General features: G+C 44.8%; 18 protein-coding genes and 1 other annotated feature. Of the genes, 14 read left to right on the forward strand and 4 right to left on the reverse strand.

From position 1 onward, the window contains the following. Positions 1-38: 38 nt before the first annotated feature. Complete coding sequence (locus tag FFM70_RS02190; RefSeq protein WP_137615215.1) at positions 39-341, reverse strand: bacteriocin immunity protein; 303 nt, start codon at positions 339-341, stop codon at positions 39-41. Between the two features lie 110 nt (positions 342-451). On the opposite strand from FFM70_RS02190, the gene FFM70_RS02195 reads away from it, so the two are divergent. From FFM70_RS02195 to FFM70_RS02220, 6 genes are all read left to right on the forward strand, one after another. Then, positions 452-736 carry an ArsR/SmtB family transcription factor gene (locus FFM70_RS02195; protein WP_137615216.1) on the forward strand — a complete coding sequence of 95 codons (285 nt, stop codon included), beginning with the start codon at positions 452-454 and terminating at the stop codon, positions 734-736. Positions 737-875: 139 nt separating this feature from the next. After that, positions 876-2,228 carry an MFS transporter gene (locus FFM70_RS02200; protein WP_137615217.1) on the forward strand — a complete coding sequence of 451 codons (1,353 nt, stop codon included), beginning with the start codon at positions 876-878 and terminating at the stop codon, positions 2,226-2,228. A gap of 152 nt (positions 2,229-2,380) precedes the next feature. Further along, a complete protein-coding gene (locus FFM70_RS02205; protein WP_137615218.1) occupies positions 2,381-3,718 on the forward strand; it encodes a replication-associated recombination protein A in 1,338 nt (445 codons plus the stop codon). A 210-nt stretch (positions 3,719-3,928) separates the two neighbouring features. Continuing rightward, positions 3,929-4,615, forward strand: a complete 687-nt coding sequence (locus FFM70_RS02210) for a response regulator transcription factor (RefSeq protein WP_024626232.1) — start codon at positions 3,929-3,931, stop codon at positions 4,613-4,615. Next, positions 4,615-6,264, forward strand: a complete 1,650-nt coding sequence (locus tag FFM70_RS02215) for a HAMP domain-containing sensor histidine kinase (RefSeq protein ID WP_137615219.1) — start codon at positions 4,615-4,617, stop codon at positions 6,262-6,264. The genes FFM70_RS02210 and FFM70_RS02215 overlap by 1 nt, the downstream gene beginning before the upstream one ends. 160 nt (positions 6,265-6,424) lie before the next feature. Further along, positions 6,425-7,363: a 1,4-dihydroxy-2-naphthoate polyprenyltransferase gene (locus FFM70_RS02220; protein WP_137615412.1), complete on the forward strand. Its 939-nt coding sequence runs from the start codon at positions 6,425-6,427 to the stop codon at positions 7,361-7,363. Between the two features lie 31 nt (positions 7,364-7,394). Here the strand turns inward: FFM70_RS02220 and FFM70_RS02225 are convergent, their stop codons facing one another. After that, a complete protein-coding gene (locus FFM70_RS02225; protein WP_137615220.1) occupies positions 7,395-8,615 on the reverse strand; it encodes an MFS transporter in 1,221 nt (406 codons plus the stop codon). Positions 8,616-8,716: 101 nt separating this feature from the next. Here FFM70_RS02225 and FFM70_RS02230 point away from each other — a divergent pair, with 101 nt between their 5' ends. After that, positions 8,717-9,610, forward strand: coding sequence for a helix-turn-helix domain-containing protein (locus FFM70_RS02230; RefSeq protein WP_137615221.1), 894 nt, complete (start codon positions 8,717-8,719; stop codon positions 9,608-9,610). Between the two features lie 49 nt (positions 9,611-9,659). Here the strand turns inward: FFM70_RS02230 and yidC are convergent, their stop codons facing one another. Further along, entirely contained in the window at positions 9,660-10,589 is a 930-nt protein-coding gene (yidC, locus tag FFM70_RS02235) for a membrane protein insertase YidC (protein WP_137615222.1), read from the reverse strand. Between the two features lie 63 nt (positions 10,590-10,652). Next, positions 10,653-10,925, reverse strand: coding sequence for an acylphosphatase (locus tag FFM70_RS02240; protein ID WP_137615223.1), 273 nt, complete (start codon positions 10,923-10,925; stop codon positions 10,653-10,655). A 149-nt stretch (positions 10,926-11,074) separates the two neighbouring features. On the opposite strand from FFM70_RS02240, the gene FFM70_RS02245 reads away from it, so the two are divergent. The 7 genes from FFM70_RS02245 to udk all read left to right on the forward strand — a co-directional run bounded on the left by FFM70_RS02245 (position 11,075) and on the right by udk (position 18,973). Next, complete coding sequence (locus FFM70_RS02245) at positions 11,075-11,845, forward strand: TrmH family RNA methyltransferase (protein WP_137615224.1); 771 nt, start codon at positions 11,075-11,077, stop codon at positions 11,843-11,845. A gap of 373 nt (positions 11,846-12,218) precedes the next feature. After that, the gene (locus tag FFM70_RS02250; RefSeq protein ID WP_137615225.1) at positions 12,219-12,725 is read left to right on the forward strand and encodes an HD domain-containing protein; all 507 of its coding nucleotides are present in this window, start codon (positions 12,219-12,221) and stop codon (positions 12,723-12,725) included. A 31-nt stretch (positions 12,726-12,756) separates the two neighbouring features. Further along, positions 12,757-13,128, forward strand: a complete 372-nt coding sequence (locus FFM70_RS02255) for a winged helix-turn-helix transcriptional regulator (protein ID WP_137615226.1) — start codon at positions 12,757-12,759, stop codon at positions 13,126-13,128. A gap of 45 nt (positions 13,129-13,173) precedes the next feature. After that, positions 13,174-13,407: a binding site (T-box leader), on the forward strand. 51 nt (positions 13,408-13,458) lie between these two features. After that, on the forward strand, positions 13,459-14,505 hold the full coding sequence (locus FFM70_RS02260; protein ID WP_137615227.1) for a phenylalanine--tRNA ligase subunit alpha: 1,047 nt from the start codon (positions 13,459-13,461) through the stop codon (positions 14,503-14,505). Positions 14,506-14,514: 9 nt separating this feature from the next. Continuing rightward, positions 14,515-16,932, forward strand: coding sequence for a phenylalanine--tRNA ligase subunit beta (pheT, locus tag FFM70_RS02265; protein ID WP_137615228.1), 2,418 nt, complete (start codon positions 14,515-14,517; stop codon positions 16,930-16,932). A 197-nt stretch (positions 16,933-17,129) separates the two neighbouring features. Next, positions 17,130-18,326: an endolytic transglycosylase MltG gene (gene mltG / locus FFM70_RS02270; RefSeq protein ID WP_137615229.1), complete on the forward strand. Its 1,197-nt coding sequence runs from the start codon at positions 17,130-17,132 to the stop codon at positions 18,324-18,326. Positions 18,327-18,343: 17 nt separating this feature from the next. Further along, positions 18,344-18,973: a uridine kinase gene (gene udk / locus FFM70_RS02275; protein ID WP_137615230.1), complete on the forward strand. Its 630-nt coding sequence runs from the start codon at positions 18,344-18,346 to the stop codon at positions 18,971-18,973. Positions 18,974-19,035 lie beyond the last annotated feature (62 nt).

Consider the following 19,035-nt stretch of genomic DNA (forward strand, 5'->3'; position numbering starts at 1 on the left):
TTTTCAGACGCCTTTTTTGTCTCAATAAGACAATCATTTTACCAAAGGGTGCCACCCAAGATAGTTGCAGCGGCAACGCCCCAATAGTATTCCGAAGTGCGCGTCGTTTGGGCGTACAGCGTATTTAAGGCTTGAATCGGATGCTGCTGATGTTTTTGGGTGGCGGCAATCATGAGTGCGTTGACCCGTGGCGCAGTCAACAAACAATTTTCGTATTTAGCCAGTTCTTTGGCACAACTCAATAAGCGGGTTTCGAGTTCGGGGTCTTTTGCGACCTCGGGGTCATTATAGGCGACACTAATCTGCTGTAGCAGGTGTTCAGCTTTTGGATCTCTTAACATGCGATCATCCCCTGTATAGCCAGAGTATAGCACCTTGAAGGGCCAATTGATAATGTACGTTTCGAAAAAATAGGATTGCGTAAACCGTAATTACGTGTAGGATATAACTTATGACAAAACAACCAACAACTGAAGAAAAACTCAAAGTTTTTAAAGCCTTGGCTGATCCAATTCGCTTGGAAGTGATTCATTATCTGAATGGGCTGGATCAGGCCGTGTCCTGTGGCGAGATTGGTCAGGCCATGCATATTTCTAAGACTTCTGGTTCATATCATTTTAAAATTTTACAGGAGGCAGGTTTGATAACGGTACAGAAAGTCGCACGCGAAAAATATGTCAAATTAGACCGGTCAACTTTTGATGAGTACTTGACGCATTTTTGGCAAAACGTCTAGTATTTTAGACCACTGAAGCGCAGCTCATCAAGAGTTGGGCTTTTTTTGATTTGGGGCTTGTCAGCGCCTAGTCGCAATGCTATCTTTAAATAGTTCAAAAACATTTGAACTATTTTTCGACATTGGGGGACGAAAAAGGATGACTGGACAAGTGATTAAAACACGTTGGGTTTTGGGACTGACGTCACTCGGTTTTTTTATGGCAATGATGGATGCGATGATTGTGACCACGGCTTCGACTGCGATTCGAACTGATTTTCAAATTTCGGTTAAATCATTACAGTGGGCTTTGAATGCCTACAATATCACTATTGCAGCGGTTCTATTGGTAGGCGTCGCGCTAGGGGAACGTTGGGGCCGCCGGCGGCTTTACAATTTGGGGTTGCTGATTTTTACCATTGGCTCGGTCTTTTGTGCCATGGCAACGACGCTTGATTGGTTAATTGTGGCCCGAATTGTGGAAGGCCTGGGTGCTTCAGTGATGACACCAATGTCGATGGCCATTTTGACGTCGACTTTGCCGGTTGAACAACACGGCCGAGCATTGGGGATCTGGAGCGGGGTTGGGGGCTTGGCCTTAATTGTTGGGCCGTCGTTGGGTGGCCTAATCGTAGCCCGGTTGACTTGGCAATGGATCTTTTGGATCAATGTGCCAATTGGTCTTTTGGCGTTAGCCCTATCATGGTTGTATTTACCTGAAAGTCACGGCAAAGTTGAACCAATTAACTTATTAGATCATGGCTTGATTATCATTGCTTCAGCGGGACTTATTTGGACCTTGTCCGCTGCGACGAGTCAGCTAGATCTGAGCCAGTTTAGTTCAGTCTTATTGATTGGGCTTGCCAGCCTGGGTAGTGGTATCTGGTTTATTTGCCGTCAAGCTAAGGAAAAAATGCCAATGATCCCGCTTAGCTTTTTTCAAGAGCGTGCCTTTACGGGTGGAAATCTGGCGACGGCTTGTTTATATGCGGCAATGTATGGTGTCGTCTTCTTTTTACCCCAATTTTTGCAACTTAATGGGCACGCGAATGCGTTAACTGCAGGACTTGAGTTATTGCCTTGGACGGGAACTTTAGTGATTGTGGCGCCATTTTCAGGTCGGGCAGTGGATCAGTTTGGTGAACGGTGGTTGGCAATGCTGGGATTAGTATTTCAAGGGCTTGGGTATTGGTTGATTGCCCTCTTCGTCCATAAAAACTATGGTTGGCTCGTGTTACCGCTAATGCTAGCGGGAGTGGGGTTATCGATGGCTGGTCCGGCGCTACAAAAGGCGGTTCTCGGTGCGGTGCCCCGTGTCGCGATTGGCAAAGCCTCTGGAATTTATAACATTTTCCGACTATTAGGTGGTGCGCTGGGAACGACGCTGGCTGTCATCGTCTTTTACCAATTTCATGGGTCCGATTTTACGACTGGATTTCAAGCCACGATGCTGGCGACTGGTGCCATTTCATTGTTAGGGCTGGTTGGGGCTAAAAAATTAAAACAAAACTAAGTTGGCTGGCGTGAACGACAGCCAATTAAGGTGTGCAGGGTCAGTGCTTGGCTTTGCACATTTTTTACGTCAATTGAGTCTAAAACAGGTGAAACGAACGGATGTTTGCGTTAAAATGAAGATAGTTATCTTTTTCGAGAGTAGGCGAGTGAATGCGGCAAGAATCATTATTTAATCCAGAACATGCAGCCAGCAGCCCGTTAGCTTATCGAGTTCGACCAACGACCTTAGATGGGTTTAAGGGTCAGGAACACCTGTTAGGTCCGGGTAAAATGTTGCGACAATTAATCGCTGAGGACCAATTACCCTCATTGATTTTTTGGGGACCACCGGGTGTCGGTAAGACGACGCTGGCGGAAATTATCGCGCAACAAACGAAATCACACTTTATTACGTTTAGTGCCGTCACTAGCGGTATCAAAGAAATTAGAAAAATTATGGATGAGGCCGAAGCCAATCGAGATTTTGGCGAGAAGACACTGGTCTTTATCGATGAAATTCATCGTTTCAACAAAGCCCAGCAAGATGCCTTTTTGCCGTATGTCGAACGTGGCAGTATCACGCTGATTGGCGCGACGACCGAAAATCCATCCTTTGAGATCAATGCCGCATTGTTGTCACGTTGCAAGGTGCTGGTATTAAAAGAATTGTCCACGACGGCGCTGACGGCGGTCTTGCAAGCCGCACTGGATAATCCAAATGGCTTCCCCAAGCTAACGATTAAGTTACAGCCGGACACCTTGAAATTAATCGCTGAATTTGCCAATGGTGATGCGCGGATGGCGTTGAATACGCTTGAAATGGCCGTTTTAAACGGTGATCGTGATGGTGATACGGTGACGATTACTGAAGCTGGGCTATATCAACTGATCAATACGAAATCGTTACGTTACGATAAAAATGGTGAAGAACACTATAACGTGATTTCGGCGTTGCACAAGTCGATGCGCAATAGTGATGTGGACGCGGCGATTTATTGGCTGATGCGAATGTTAAAGGGTGGTGAAGATCCGTTATATATTGCACGCCGCTTGATTCGTTTTGCTAGTGAAGATGTGGGCTTAGCTGATCGCCAAGCGCTACCGCTGACCGTAGCAGCGTTTCAAGCTTGTCAGCTGATCGGCATGCCCGAATGTGATGTGAATTTGACTGAAGCGGTGACTTATTTGGCCTTGGCGCCGAAATCAAACGCGCTATATATGGCGAAGGCGGCGGCGCAGGCCGATGTCAAAGCGAAAGGGAACTTGCCAGTGCCATTGCAAATTCGGAATGCGCCCACCAAGTTGATGAAAGATTTAGGCTATGGCGATCATTATCAGTATGCGCATGATACTGCGGACAAGTTAACAGATATGACGACCATGCCGCCAGAATTGCAGGGACAAACGTATTATCATCCCACGGATCAAGGTCAAGAAAAAGCTTGGCAACAACGCTTAGCTGCCATTAAACGGTGGCATGCGGAACATCCGCATTCGGATCAGGATTAGCCGTCATCGAACCGAACTTCAAAATTGCAATCACGGTAAAACCGGCTAAAATGAGAGCTAAATGAAGGCTTGGCAAAATTTCAGGTGTAGGAAATTTACCGTATTCATGGTAAAATAACATGTTGTACATGTTTGTTGAGCGTATTTCTCATTAAACACGGCGTCGCACGATTGCTAGATAAGTTGAATATTAGGAGTGACTAAAAGTAAATGAGTCGAATATTAATTATTGAGGACGAAAAAAATCTCGCTCGGTTTGTCGAACTGGAATTAAAGCATGAAGGTTACGACATTCAGGTTGAGTACAATGGCCGTAAGGGTTTGGACGCAGCGTTGGGTGAAGATTTTGATGCGATCCTTCTAGACTTAATGTTACCCGAATTAAACGGGTTGGAAGTTTGTCGGCGGGTGCGGGAAGTTAAAAACACCCCAATCATTATGATGACAGCCAGAGATTCCGTGATTGACCGCGTTTCTGGTTTAGATCATGGGGCCGACGATTATATCGTCAAGCCATTTGCCATTGAAGAATTGTTGGCACGTTTACGGGCGTTGCTACGACGGATCGATTTGGAAAGTGAACAACAAAATACGAAGCAAACCACTGTCACTTATAAAGATTTAACGATTGAAAAAGAAAACTTAGTCGTTAAGCGCGGTGATGAAGTCATCAACTTAACGAAGCGGGAATACGAATTATTATTGACCTTAATGGAAAATATTAATGTCGTCTTAGCGCGTGATGTTTTATTAAATAAAGTTTGGGGTTATGAATCCGAAGTTGAAACTAACGTGGTCGATGTCTATATCCGTTATTTACGGAACAAGATCGACCGTCCGGGTGAAAAGAGCTACATCCAAACTGTTCGTGGGACTGGATACGTGATTCGGTCGTAATGACTGACGAAAATCAAACGAGCACAACGCAACATAAACGTTGGTCGTTGAAATGGAAATGGGCGCTCGGGACCGCAATTGGGACCGCGCTCATTTTTATTTGCTTTTCATTGCTGGTTTATAAGAGCTTCACGAACCTCTTGATCCGGCAAGAACAGCGCGATGTTGCCAGTGCGGTCTCAACCATTCAACAGTCGTTACGGACGGAGTCGAAAGGGTTGACGATTAAATCGGTAGCAGCCAAACTTCAACCGGAGGCCAACATTGAACCGGCTGATGGCATGGAGTCACGTAAGCATGGGGCGTTACAGACGACGATTTTCTCTGATTCAGAATTGACCGCCTTATCGCGAACCAACTTAGCAGTTACGGTCTACGATCCAGAAGGCATTACGTTATATATTTCGCGGAAAGATTCACACGAATTCAAGAAGAATGCCAGTCGCACGATTCAAATGATTGGTCATGGAAGTGATTCGGAGTTAGTGGGACGGGCGCCAATTCATGCGGCCACTAACCATAAACTCATCGGTTATGCCCAAGTGACGGATAGTTTGGCTGATTACCATAATACGACTCACAATTTGATGTGGATCTTTATTGTGATGACCTTGATTGCGATTTTTGGTGCCACGTTATTAGGTTACTTTTTAGCAGCATTCTTACTGCGGCCGATGAAAAAAATTACGAAAACAATCAATGCGGTCAACGCTGATCCACAAACAGATTCGCGGGTGCCGGATTTAAATCGTAATGACGAATTATCAGATTTAGCGGTGCTGTTCAATGATATGCTGGATCAAATGCAGCGTTATATCACGCAGCAACAACAGTTCGTCGAAGATGTTTCGCATGAATTACGGACACCAGTCGCCATTATCCAAGGTCATATGGAGTTGTTGAATCGCTGGGGCAAAGATGATCCACAAGTTCTAGCGGAATCGTTGTCGGCTAGTTTGTCAGAAACCCAACGCATGCAGAGCTTGGTCCAAGAAATGTTGGACCTATCGCGAGCGGAACAATTGGAAATCAACTTTAGTCATGAAACGACTGATATTCAAAAGTTAGTCACGCAGGCGTTCAATGACTTTAAAATGATTCATCCGGACTTTACGTTCACGTTTGATGATGATGTCAAAAAGCCGGTCTACGCGCAAATTTACCGCAACCATCTCGAACAGATCTTGATTATTCTGTTAGATAATGCGGTGAAGTATTCGACAAAACGTCAAGAGATTCACTTGTCTTTGTCGACCGATATTCGTTACATCGAAGTAGCGGTACAAGATTTTGGTGAAGGCATTTCGAAGGATAATCTGGACCGCGTCTTTAATCGGTTCTATCGGGTCGATAAAGCTCGGAGTCGGGATAAAGGCGGTAATGGGCTTGGGTTGTCAATTGCGCAACGGTTAGTCGAAGGCTACCACGGGCACATCAGTGTCGAGTCAGTTGTTGGACAAGGGTCAATTTTCCGTTTCCAATTACCAATTTTGAAGGATCCTAAACTACTGGCACAAGCCGAGGCGAATACAGATGCTGTTGAAAAGATTGCAAAATCCGAACTACCCGCTGGCATTCGACCAGCTGTCAAAGATCCAGAGGAAGCCCCATTGGATGATCATGAGCACGACTCAAATTTAGAAAAATAACTTAAAAAGGCGCCTGCAAGTTAATTGTGGGCGTCTTTAGTTTAATGGCATTAAAATACTTGCGACGGTTTTCACAAGTCGGAAAGACTGTTATAGTGGAAGAGCAGTAATTATTATTCGGGGGGCGTAACAGTTGTCGAACGAAACAACTTATCGGCCAATGACTTTCAAGATCTTTTTGCAATTCATTCGGCTGAATGCGAAAACGGCCAGTGTCGTGCCGTATTTCATTGGTATTTTATTTTCAATCTATTATTTTCACGCATTTAACTGGGTCAATTCACTGATCTATTTAATTGCACAGGTGTCGATTGCCTTATTCGTGACTGGCTTCAACAATGTCCAAGATTATTTTCTCGCAGTCGATCTGCATTATCGGGATACTTATAACATTATCGGACGTGAGCATTTATCACCGAAGCGGTCATTACGCTTGGTCTTAGTTATGCTCGCGACGGCGATTATTTTAGGCATCGTGCTCGTTTTCAAAACGAATCTGCTCTTATTATTCATGGGTGCGGCGGCAATCGGGGTCGCAATCTTTTATACCTATGGGCCGGTGCCATTTTCACGCTTCCCATTAGGTGAATTGTTGTCAGGGACGGTTGAAGGCTTCGGGGTCTTCTTCCTGGCAGTTTATATGAATGTGGCAACGCCAGTATTGATGGGGTTCACCTTCAATTGGCCACATTTTGCAGTGGTTGGTAATTTGCAAAACATCTTAGTCATGATGTTAGTCGGCTTGCCAAACATTTTCTTGGTCTCTAATATTATGCTAGCCGACAATATTTGTGATTTAGAACAAGATATCCGCAATAAACGCTATACGGTGCCATATTATATTGGTAAACCGCGCGCATTAAAGACCTACGACATCTTAGCCTTGTTAGGTTATTTGCCGGTACTTATCAGCGTGGTACTACAGTTGTTGCCAATCTATCAATTACTAGTTTTATTAGTGTTACCGAAGATTCTTAAAAACATTAAAGCTTTTAACGCCGTCCAAATTAAAGAAACGACCTTTAATACAGCCCCACAAAACTTGATGCTTTTTCAAGGGATGCAGTTATTAGGGTTGATTATTGGTATTATTTTTTAATCAATGAAAACGTCCAGTAATGGGCGCTTTTTTAGTGTCTGAGGGCGCTGGCTGCCCAGAGCCATAACATGATGATGCCGGTGAGACCGACTGCAACTGCAAAGGCCAGTTGCGGTCCGATGAGATTATAGAGCAGCACAAGACCGACACTGCCCGCGGGTGCGCCGATCGTGACGGTTGTGCTGACCAGACCAAGCACGGTCCCAGTCAGGTTCGGTGCAACGGTAGTCGTGAATAAAGCGTACATTTTTGAATCTAACTTACCACTGCAAAAAGCGGTGACAAATTGGGTTACCAGGATCAACCAGATATTTGGCAGTAACAATAAGCCTAGGTAAATACTACCGATGGCAATAGTGGTAATTAAAGTCAGTTTGGTAAAGCTTAATTGGTCCAGCCAGGTGTGACGTGAGACACCACCAAGGACGCTGCCTACTACGAAAACGAGGTTTGTGAGCAAGATTGCGGTGGCATATGGCAGTCCGAACTTGGAAGCGGCAGTGATAAAGTACAAATTTAAGACAGTATCCACACTCATCGCTAAGATATTGAGCAACATGATAATTCCTAAAAAGCTGATAGCTGGTAACTTGGTGGCTTGTTCGATGGCACTTTTAGCCAGTTGCCAGATTGTGTTTAAATTTGGCTGCTTGATTGTGGCAACGCGGGTCATAATTGTCGAATGGCCAATAAACAGACAGGCCGTAGCGATCAAAAAGGTGGCACCGTTAATCACTGCAGCCAAGGCGTAGTTATGAGTCGTTGCGATGATTAGGACGCCGAGGCTTTGACCAACTGGGGCCATGAGGGTACCAACACTTTGGTTAATCCCAAAGGCCTGCTGGCGATCTGCTGCGACTAGTCGTGTTTGGACGATAACATTGAACAAACTGCTACCATAATTGCCAAGTAATGTGGCGAGGACATTCAGGCTGACAACCACGGCAAAACTGAAAATCGTTTGCTGGTTAATGACGAGTGCAAGGCCGAAATACATAAACGCTTGGCCAATTTTAGTGCCAATCAACCAGGTTGCCTTGGCGGTCGTTCGATCTGCTAAATCACCCATGACAACGTTCAGGGCATACGGGGAGACCGTTGCGATTGAAACAATTGAGACGAATAGCTTGGGTTGCATGTAGCCTTTGGCATAGGTAAGTAAAATAATATTAAATAGACTCATCCCGAGCGTGGCAAAGCAATTCGCACTCGCTAGGGTTTGTAAGGTGTGGTTTTTAAGAATTGTTAACATGGTAGTCACCGTCTTTCTCGTTGATAATGGCATTATAGCCGGCGGCAGTGTATGATGAACGTTAAATTAGTGGCATATATGCCACATAAGGATGTGAGTGCATGACGGATGGTTTAGGTGTCACGATCAAGCAATTACGATTGGCTAAAGGACTGACGCAAGCTGCTGTATATAGCGGGATCGTTTCACGGTCGTTTGCCAGTCGCTTCGAAAGTGGTCACCACGATATTAGTGCGAGTAAATTATTTGAAGTTTTAGATAATCTAGCGGTTTCGGTGGATGAGTTCCGCTTTATCCATCAGCACTATCAGCCGTCACCGCTGGATCAAGCATTGAGTCAGGCAAATCGCTATTATGAAGCGCAAAACTTTCCCGCGCTTAGTCAGTGGATCAAGTCGCACGCTAAGAGTCCGCGGGCTTATGACCGGTTGGTGGCGAGTTATATGCAGATCAAGTTGTTGAGTTTTGACCGTGCCCAATTTGCGATGACCGCCGCGGTGCGACCGGCAGTGCAACATTTGCAGCAAACACCGATGTGGACTTTGCAGGAGTTAAAGTTTGCGAACGTCTTGGTGCCGCTGAGCATGCATGACGAAGGTCTGACGGGTGTCACGGCACTAATGACTAAGATGGTGCTTAATTGTCAGCGGTATTGCACGCCTTGGGGTGATCCATTCAGGGTTTTAGGCGAGTTGCTCGCGTTTTACGGCACGGTTTTTCAAGTCTTGTTAAGTGGTCAAGCGTTTGATCAAGCCCGCCAGTTGCGGCCCAAGTTACTCGCAATTGCACCGGCTGAACTAGATTGGGATGGACGGCTGACGCAGCAAGTCTGGCTGGCATTATGGGAATGTTATTTTGGTGATTGGCAGGCTGGACAAGACACGCTGAGTGAAATCATGGCGATTGAAAAGCAACAGCGGCCATTCTTGGATAACAACTTGCGTTCAATTATTCAAGTTAGAACAGCGGAAGCCCAGCGGTATCGGAAAAGGTAAACAAAAAAGTCACCCGCCAAATTAGCGAGTGACTTTTTTAAATGATCAATTAATGATGATGACGTTGCTGTTTACCAGCATTACGACCTTCATTTGGATGTGCATTTCGATTAGTCGACATTTCACCTTTAACAGGTTGTTCCGTGGCATTGACCGGTTTCGCGGCCGTTGCTTTCGGCATCTTGATCGGGTTCTTTTTCAATTCTTCTTCAACTTCGCGGCGAATCCGTGGACGGAAGTAATTGATGATCAAGGTTTGCAAGCAGGCGAATAACCCACCGACGAAGAAGTACAAGCCTAATCCGGCTGGGGCTGACATGGTCACGAACAGAATCATGACGGGACTAACGACTAACATCGTCCGCATCGTCTTCTTTTGTTCATCAGGAATCCCAATCATGGATAAGTAACCTTGGGCTAAGTAGGATAAGAAGGCTAAAACGGCCAGTAAAAAGCTCGAATGACCTAATGCGATACCCATAAACTTCGCGCTGGAAAGTTCTGGTGAGTAACGGATCGCATAATACAAGGCTGAGAAAATTGGAAATTGAATCAGTAGTGGTAAACAACCGATCCCACCAGTCATACTGATACCGTTGGCCTTGTAAAGTGCCATCATATCGTTGCTAGCAGCCGCTTTTTCGGCTTGCGTCGTTGCATTTTTCTGCCGTTCTTGGATAATCGCCAACTGTGGCTTAACGGCGGCCATCTTTTCTTGTTGGTAAGTTGACTTCCGTTGTTGGTTGATCATCATTGGAAGCAAGACCAATCGAACTAAAACTGTTAAACCGATAATAGCCCAACCGTAGTTGTTGCCAAATAGTTGTGCCAACCATTGCATGACGGCTTGACCTGGACGTGCTAAGTAATCGTAAACGAAGCCGTATGGTTTACCGTTTTTGACCTGCACACAGCCACTTAAGAAGAACACTAAACTTGATAGTGCTAGCGTGACGGTGAGGGCTTTTTTATTTTTCACTTGATATTAATCCCCTTTATTTAAGTCATATAAGCTCGATGATACTAGAGATGGTAAGGGATTTCAATTAGTTATCCGAAAATTATGATAATTTTGCGGTTCAACGTCATTCACGATTAATTTGGTGACTTTCCCAAAATCAGTGGGAGATTGTTTAATGACATCGATAAAAACTTGTACCCGTTGATCTTCGCCTTCTGCTTCAATGAAAACTGACCCATCCATTAAGTTACGGACGATCCCATTGACGCCACATTTGTCAGCGGCGACCTTGGTTGCCCAGCGGAAGCCAACGCCCTGGACCCGACCGCTGGCTTGGAGTGTTACTGCACGCATACTGTCACTTCCTTCTAATAAACGATCCTGATGGGGTTATCGAATGGTTTTCGAAAAAGTCCCACACCATACTAATATAATAGCATGGAAATTCCTTCCAAGCGATATGCTATACTTATGAAAACAACGCAGAATAGGAAGTTACAAACATGGAAAAGATTAATTCATTGCAAAATGTGCATGTGAAGGCTTGGAAAAAGCTTCAAACCAAAAAGGGCCGGAAACAACAAGGGCTTTATTTGCTTGATGGCTGGCATTTGGTGAACGAAGCCGTCAAAGCTAAAGTGTCGATCAAGACGCTCTTGATTACCGAAAAACAATTGGCGACTGAACCTGATTTGACTCATTTTCCAGCCTTAATTGAGATCTCGGAAGAAGTTGCGAGTCATATCAGTGCGACAGTCTCGCCACAGGGTGTGTTTGCGTTGGCGGTTTTGCCTAAGCCGACCGCAGATCCATTAGCACATTTGGACTTGAGTCGTCCATGGTTGTTGCTGGATAACGTGCAAGATCCGGGCAACATTGGGACGATGGTTCGGACGGCGGATGCAGCTGGATTTGCTGGGGTTGCCTTTGGGAACGGGACGGTTGACATTCATCAACCTAAAGTTGAACGGGCGATGCAGGGGAGTCAATTCCATCTGCAATTGATCAGCACGGACTTGGTTGATTTTGTGAAATTATTGCAAGCGCAAGGCGCTCCCGTCTACGGGTCTGAACTAAATCCTGAGGCAGCTCAATATTTAGATATTGACGCCCCAGCCAGTTTCGGTCTGATTATGGGTAATGAAGGTAATGGAATGAGCGACGAGCTGTTAGCGTTGACGGATAAGAATCTTTATATTCCAATCAAAGGCCGTGCCGAATCATTAAATGTCGCCATTGCGGCTGGTATCTTGATGTTTGGGCTGTATCGGTAAATTGGTATTTCCGATTGTCACTGATGATTGCATATTAATTAATCATTATTGTGGGCAGATTATTGGTGTCTTAATGGGTTCAAATAGTGCTGAAGTTAAATAGCGCAGGGTGGGCTGGATGAGGCTCAGTGGTGAAATTTTGCTTAGTCGAGGGGGTTACTCGGCTTAGTAAAAGCCCGGTTTGTGAGACCGCACTATGGCTCACAACCGTGACCACCACGTTCCAGCCTCATCCAGCCCACCCGGAGCGGCAAGCTTAGCAAATGCAGTGTTCAGGCGATTAGTTAGAATTCAAGTCAAATTGAACAAAATACTTTCAAAGTTACTTACTTTTTAGTAGAATAGCGGTAGTTATTAGTAAAGGGAGCTTTCAATGAAAACCAATGTTTGGAAACAAGATTCCGATTACGTGGCAATTGTCGCTGACTTATTGGCCCAACCAGCTGTTCAACGTTTAGCTGATTTTACACAACACCATCACTCGAATCGTTTAGATCATTCAATTGCAGTTTCATATGATAGTTACTTATTGGCAAAAAAGTGGCACCTCAATACGACTGCGGTAGCTCGTGCCGGGTTACTACACGATTTGTTTTATTATGATTGGCGGGAGACCAAGTTTGACTTGGGCTCGCATGCCTTTATTCATCCGCGCGTTGCGTTACGTAACGCTGAAAAGTTGACCAAATTAACGCCGATGGAAAAAGATATCATTTTAAAGCATATGTTTGGGGCAACGTTGGCCCTGCCTAAGTATCGTGAAAGTTTGTTAGTCTCTTTAGTCGATGATTATGAAGCAGAACATGAATTTTTTGGACCATTACGTACCAAGGTGGCCAAGCAATTAGATCGGTTCCGGGGGAAAATCTCTGCCGGTTAGGCCGAAAGCAGGATTATTGGAGGTCATGCAAATGTCAGAAATGATGCTAGAGACGGTTGAAGACGCAACCGTGGAATCTGAATTCGAACTGTGTCCCAAATTTGAGAAGACGTTTTCTATTTTAGGTAAGAAGTGGAATGGCCTAATTATTGATGTCTTGCTCGAGGATGGGCCACAACGGTTTAAGAATTTAGCTCGCCGCATTCCGAAATGCAGCGACCGGGTTTTAGTGGTTCGTCTAAAAGAACTGGAAGCAAATGGCATCGTTAGTCGCGTGACCCATTGTGATTCAGCTTTGATTGAATATCGGTTGACGGACAAAGGTGCTGACTTGAAACAAGTCATGGCCACGGTTCACAACTGGTCAGATAAGTGGTACAGTCCTGCAGAATCTTGCCGTTAGGGCTTGACGCTGTGGTGACTTTGCCATAAACTGGCATAGTAGATTGAAAAAGCCTTGATGAGAAATAGTAGTTAGTAGCGGCGTCCTAGGGAAGAGTGTCATCGATTGGAAGCACTCCGGCGACTTAGCTAACGAATTCACTCTCTGAGCTGAAATTGACTATTTAGAACTTAAAAAACAATTTTCGGTACCCGGCCGTTATCCGGTGAAAGTGCGTTTGAGCCAAACAAGATTTGGCTCAACGAACAAGGGTGGTACCGCGATGACCTCGTCCCTTTTAGGATGAGGTCTTTTTTGTGTCTAAGGGTAGTAAAAATTGGAGGGAACTATATGAGTTTACAAGATCGGTTAACCGAATTACGAGATCAAGGCTTAGCGGATATTAAGTCTGCGGATGTCTTGAAAAAAGTGAACCAAGTTAAGGTTGACCTGCTCGGTAAGAAAGGTCCCATTACGGAAGTTTTACGGGGCATGCGTGATTTAACCCCTGAAGAACGGCCAAAAGTCGGCGCTTATGCCAATGAAGTTCGTGATAAGTTACAAGAAGCAATTGAGCATCGGCGTGAAGAACTAGAATTAGCTGTTCAAAATAAGCAACTAGCTGCTGAAAAGCTGGATGTGACCTTACCTGGTCGTCAAGTGCCACAAGGCCAACCCCATGTGATCACTCAGATCATTACTGAACTTGAAGATTTGTTCATGGGAATGGGTTACCAAATCGTTGATGGTGACGAAGTTGAAGAAGATTATTATAACTTCGAACGCTTGAACTTGCCTAAAGACCATCCGGCTCGTGATATGCAAGATACGTTCTATATTACGAAAGAAATTTTATTACGGACGCAAACGTCAGCTGACCAACCACGATCATTGGAAAATCATGATTTTTCTAAAGGCCCATTAAAGGTCTTGTCACCAGGACGTGTTTATCGTCGTGATACTGATGATGCGACCCATTCGCATCAATTCCATCAAATCGAAGGTTTAGTCGTGGACAAACACATCACGATGGCTGATTTGAAAGGCACCTTGACCTTAGTTGCAAACGAATTGTTCGGTGATCAATTTGAAGTTCGGTTACGACCAAGTTACTTCCCATTCACGGAACCTTCCGTTGAAGCTGATGTCACTTGTTTCAATTGTAATGGTAAGGGTTGTGCCGTCTGCAAACAGACTGGTTGGATCGAAGTCTTGGGTGCCGGAATGGTGCATCCACGCGTCTTAGAAATGTCTGGCATTGACCCAGAAGTCTATGGCGGGTTTGCCTTTGGCTTAGGCCCAGATCGTTTCGCAATGTTGAAATACGGTGTTGACGATATCCGGAACTTCTACTTAAATGATGTTCGGTTCTTGTCACAGTTTTACAAGAAAGGTTAGGCTGGCCCAATGAGAATATCTTATGCATGGTTACGTGATTATTTAAAGCTGGACATTCCAGCCGACGAATTAGCAGAAAAAATTGAACGGACGGCCGTCGAAGTTGACGGCGTGATCCGGCCAAGCGAAGGCTTGAAGAAGGTCGTCGTTGGGGACGTGCTCGAATGCGTGCCACATCCTGACTCTGACCATTTACACATTTGCCAAGTTGATGTGGGTGAGGATGATCCCATTCAAATCGTTTGTGGGGCACCGAACGTCGCTGCCGGTGAAAAAGTGATTGTGGCATTGCCAAATTCTTGGATCGGCAATCACACGAAAATCAAGCGGAGCAAGATGCGGGGCGTGGTCTCTAACGGGATGTTATGTGCCTTGGATGAACTCGGTTTTGATGAAAAGTTAGTGCCAAAAGAAGTTGCTGACGGCATCTTTATTTTGCCAGCCGAGGCTAAACCTGGTGAACCAGTCTTTTCTTACATTGGGATGGATGATGAAATTATTGATATGTCCGTCACGCCTAACCGTGGAGATATGTTAAGCATGAACGGCACAGCGCACGAATTAGCGGCCATTTATGACCAAGCGCCAACGATGCCAACGGTTGACTTGCATGAAGATGCGAGTGAATTAGCCGATGATGAACTCAATGTCACGGTGCAAGCTGATGAACAAGCAGTGCCGATGTACAAAATGCGATTGATCAAAAACGTAACCATCAAACCAAGTCCATTATGGCTTCAAATTCGAATTTGGAACGCTGGAATGCGGCCAATCAATAATGTGGTCGATGCGACGAACTACATTTTGATGCAATATGGACAACCATTACACGCGTTTGACTTCAATAGCTTAACTAAGGGCCAAGTAAATGTGCGTTTTGCTAAAGCAGGCGAGCAATTAACGACTTTGGATGGCGAAGAACGGGAATTGGCTGCGACTGATTTGGTTATTTGTAGTGATGATCGGCCAATTTGTTTGGCTGGGACCATGGGTGGCTTGGATAGTGAAGTCACTGACAAGACCACTGCCATTGCGCTTGAAAGTGCGATCTTTGATGCGGTCAAGATTCGGAAGACCGCGCACAATCACAATTTGCACAGTGAAGCCTCAATGCGTTATGAACGTGGAATTGACCACAGTGCCACTGAAACAGCTTTAGATGCAGCCGCTGCATTAATCGCTAAATTAAGCGATGGGACTGTGACAACTGGGGTTGTTGTTGGTCGGGATGAAGATGTTCAACCAGTCGTTGTTAAAATTAGTTTGAGCCGGATCAACCATGTCTTAGGGACTGACTTATCTTTGGATACAGTCGCAGCGATTTTCCGCCGCTTAGACTTTCCAACCACGATCGATGGTGACACGTATACTGTGACTGTCCCAGCACGGCGTTGGGATATTCATATTCCCGCTGATTTGATAGAAGAAGTGGCTCGGTTATATGGCTATGATAATTTGCCATCAACTTTGCCAACTGGTCAACCAACAATTGGTCGACTCAACGAAACGCAACAAATTATTCGTGACTCTCGGAAGCTCATGGAAAGTGCCGGTTTGACGCAAGCGATTAGTTATTCATTGACGACCGAAGCTAAAGCCAAAGCGTTTGCGTTGCATGCGAGTGAAGTCACCAAACTCGATTTCCCAATGAGTTCAGAGCGGTCAGCCTTACGTTTGAATTTGATCTCTGGCTTGTTAGATGACTTAGCTTACAACAATGCCCGTAAAGAGCATGATGTGGCCTTATATGAAGAAGGTCGGGTCTTCTTTAGCCAGCCAGAACAAGTCCGGCCAAAGGAAGTTGAACATATTGCCGGTGCCATTACCGGATCAATGGTACAAACGGCTTGGGATACCGCTGCCACTCCTGTTGATTTCTATCAAATTAAGGGAATCGTTGCGGGTTATCTCAAGAGTTTAGCATTGGCGGCCCCAGTGAGCTATGTGGCAACCACGGCACATCCTGAAATGCATCCCGGTCGAACGGCTGATATTTATGTTGGCGAAGATTTAGTTGGTTTTGTTGGGGAAATTCATCCAGCCACCGCTAAAGCTTACAAGGTTCGTGAGACGTATGTCTTTGAATTAGATTTAGATGCCTTGATTGCCCAACCAAAAGAGCATCAACAATATCAAACCATTTCGAAGTTCCCAAGCATTACGCGAGACGTTGCTATGTTAATTGATGACCAAGTGACGAATGCCGCAATTGTTAAGTTGATTAAGGACAAGGGTGGCGCTCACCTTCGTAAGGTCCAACTCTTTGACGTTTATAACGGCAAGAATGTGCCAGCTGGTAAGAAGTCATTGGCTTATACCTTGACTTATCAAGACCAAAACGGCACCTTAGTAGATGAAGAAATCAACAAAGCGTTTGAAAAGGTCTTAACCGCCTTGACAGAAACTTTAGGTGCAGAAATTCGTTAATATTGATGAACCAGTCAGTGTCACCGAGAGGGACCTGACTGGTTTTTCGTAATTTGCCATTGTCGGATGTTGAAACGCGGGTTACGTCATTAATTTGGCATTAATTCAGTTTGATAATGCTAAAAAAGACTAAAAGTCTTTCAGAAATCGTGCAAAGCCTGCGGTAGTTTTGTATAATTGATAAGATTAATCAATAGATGGAGGGGCGAATTTTGAATAACGACCAAAATAATCAGGATCAACAAGACAACGGATCGGCCGACCAACCAAATCGGCTCGTCCAGAAACAGCGGAAGTCTTTTTCCAAACACGTCATTGGCGGCGTGATTGGTATTTTGGTAGCATTAGTCGTCATTATCGGCTTTCTTGGGTATCGCTATTTTGATAATGCCACGCAGCCATTGAATAAGAGTGATCAACGTGTCGTTCAAGTTGAGATTCCATTTGGCGCTAACGGTAAAAAGATTGCTGATATTTTGCAGTCGCAAAAAGTGATCAAGAGCGGCTTCGTATTTGAATATTGGACCAAAGCACATAACTTATCCAATTTCCATGCGGGCTACTATCAATTGAAACCGTCAATGTCACTTTCACAAATTGCGAAAGCCTTGAATAAAGGCGGCTCATCCGAACCAATCCAAAGTTCCACGGGTAAGGTGCTGGTTGTGGAAGGCAGTCAAATCAAGACGATTGCTAAAACGATTGAAAAGCAGACTGACTTTACCTCACAAGAGTTTTTGGCTTTGATGAAAGATGAGACTTTTGTGAAATCGTTGGCGAAGAAGTATCCAGATTTACTTGGCTCAGCAATGAATGCTAAGCAAGTTCGTTACCGGTTGGAAGGTTACTTATTCCCAGCAACTTATACAGCGGATAAGAAAACTACGCTGAAGTCCTTGGTGACCCAAATGGTAGCCAAGACTGATGTTGAAATGCAACCATACTACGCAAAAATTAAGAAGGAAAAGCTATCAGTACAAGAAGTGATGACTTTGGCTTCGTTAGTTGAACGTGAGGGTAGTACGAACAAAGACCGGCGTTTGATTGCTGGGGTCTTCTTGAATCGGTTAGACTCGAAATGGCGTTTAGATTCTGATATTTCAGTCTTTTATGCAATCAATTCAAGTAAATCGACCTTGACGGCAAAGGATCTACAATCAACGTCACCGTATAATTTACGGTTGCACCTTGGTTATGGCCCGGGACCTTTCAATAGTCCTAGCTTGATGTCGATTAAGGCAGTGCTTGATCCAGCGGAACGGTCCAAAGATTACATGTACTTTGTTGCGGATTTAAAGACGGGTAAAGTGTACTACGCTAAAGATGCAGCTGGACATGCGGCTAATATTAAAAAAGTTGCCAAGCATAACGGCACAGATGAAAACGGACAATAATGAGGTTAAAGACAGAGATGAGTGAAAATAAACATCGTCGCCCGATCGTGATTGGCGTGACGGGTGGTTCCGGTAGTGGAAAAACAACGGTCAGCAAGGCTATTTACAATCAATTATCCGGACAATCACTATTAATTTTGCAACAAGATTCATATTACAATGATCAAAGCGAGATGACGATGGCGGAACGACGCGCTGTCAACTACGACCATCCGCTCGCATTTGATACGGAGTTGATGATCAAACAGATCAAGCAGTTAATCAATTACGAACCCATTGAAAAGCCAGTCTACGATTATGAACAATCCACACGTAGCAGTCACACGATTCATCAAGAACCACGCGACGTCATTATCGTTGAAGGGGTCTTGATTTTAGATGATCAACGGATGCGTGATTTGATGGACATCAAAGTGTTTGTCGATACGGATGATGATATTCGGATTATTCGGCGGATTCAACGTGATATCAAAGAACGTGGGCGGACACTAGACTGGGTCATTGAGCAGTATTTGGCGACCGTGAAACCGATGTATCATCAATTTGTGGAACCAACCAAGCGTTATGCTGACATTATTGTGCCAGAAGGTGGCGAGAATGAAGTTGCCATCGATTTGTTAACGACCAAGGTTCGGTCAATTTTATAAATTTAACTCGCAACAGTCTATTTTTCGAATTTGGCAGTTTACAATTAAAATTCGACATGGTA

This window comes from Lactiplantibacillus nangangensis (assembly GCF_005405065.1).
Taxonomy (GTDB): domain Bacteria; phylum Bacillota; class Bacilli; order Lactobacillales; family Lactobacillaceae; genus Lactiplantibacillus; species Lactiplantibacillus nangangensis.

Coding starts and splice junctions, on each gene's coding strand:
- FFM70_RS02255 (WP_137615226.1), top strand. CDS start 12,757: ATGTCAGAAATGATGCTAGAGACGGTTGAAGACGCAACCGTGGAATCT.
- FFM70_RS02200 (WP_137615217.1), top strand. CDS start 876: ATGACTGGACAAGTGATTAAAACACGTTGGGTTTTGGGACTGACGTCA.
- FFM70_RS02225 (WP_137615220.1), bottom strand. CDS start 8,615: ATGTTAACAATTCTTAAAAACCACACCTTACAAACCCTAGCGAGTGCG.
- udk (WP_137615230.1), top strand. CDS start 18,344: ATGAGTGAAAATAAACATCGTCGCCCGATCGTGATTGGCGTGACGGGT.
- FFM70_RS02195 (WP_137615216.1), top strand. CDS start 452: ATGACAAAACAACCAACAACTGAAGAAAAACTCAAAGTTTTTAAAGCC.
- FFM70_RS02250 (WP_137615225.1), top strand. CDS start 12,219: ATGAAAACCAATGTTTGGAAACAAGATTCCGATTACGTGGCAATTGTC.
- FFM70_RS02230 (WP_137615221.1), top strand. CDS start 8,717: ATGACGGATGGTTTAGGTGTCACGATCAAGCAATTACGATTGGCTAAA.
- mltG (WP_137615229.1), top strand. CDS start 17,130: ATGGAGGGGCGAATTTTGAATAACGACCAAAATAATCAGGATCAACAA.
- FFM70_RS02220 (WP_137615412.1), top strand. CDS start 6,425: ATGACTTTCAAGATCTTTTTGCAATTCATTCGGCTGAATGCGAAAACG.
- FFM70_RS02215 (WP_137615219.1), top strand. CDS start 4,615: ATGACTGACGAAAATCAAACGAGCACAACGCAACATAAACGTTGGTCG.
- FFM70_RS02205 (WP_137615218.1), top strand. CDS start 2,381: ATGCGGCAAGAATCATTATTTAATCCAGAACATGCAGCCAGCAGCCCG.
- FFM70_RS02190 (WP_137615215.1), bottom strand. CDS start 341: ATGTTAAGAGATCCAAAAGCTGAACACCTGCTACAGCAGATTAGTGTC.
- FFM70_RS02240 (WP_137615223.1), bottom strand. CDS start 10,925: ATGCGTGCAGTAACACTCCAAGCCAGCGGTCGGGTCCAGGGCGTTGGC.
- FFM70_RS02260 (WP_137615227.1), top strand. CDS start 13,459: ATGAGTTTACAAGATCGGTTAACCGAATTACGAGATCAAGGCTTAGCG.
- pheT (WP_137615228.1), top strand. CDS start 14,515: ATGAGAATATCTTATGCATGGTTACGTGATTATTTAAAGCTGGACATT.
- FFM70_RS02210 (WP_024626232.1), top strand. CDS start 3,929: ATGAGTCGAATATTAATTATTGAGGACGAAAAAAATCTCGCTCGGTTT.
- FFM70_RS02245 (WP_137615224.1), top strand. CDS start 11,075: ATGGAAAAGATTAATTCATTGCAAAATGTGCATGTGAAGGCTTGGAAA.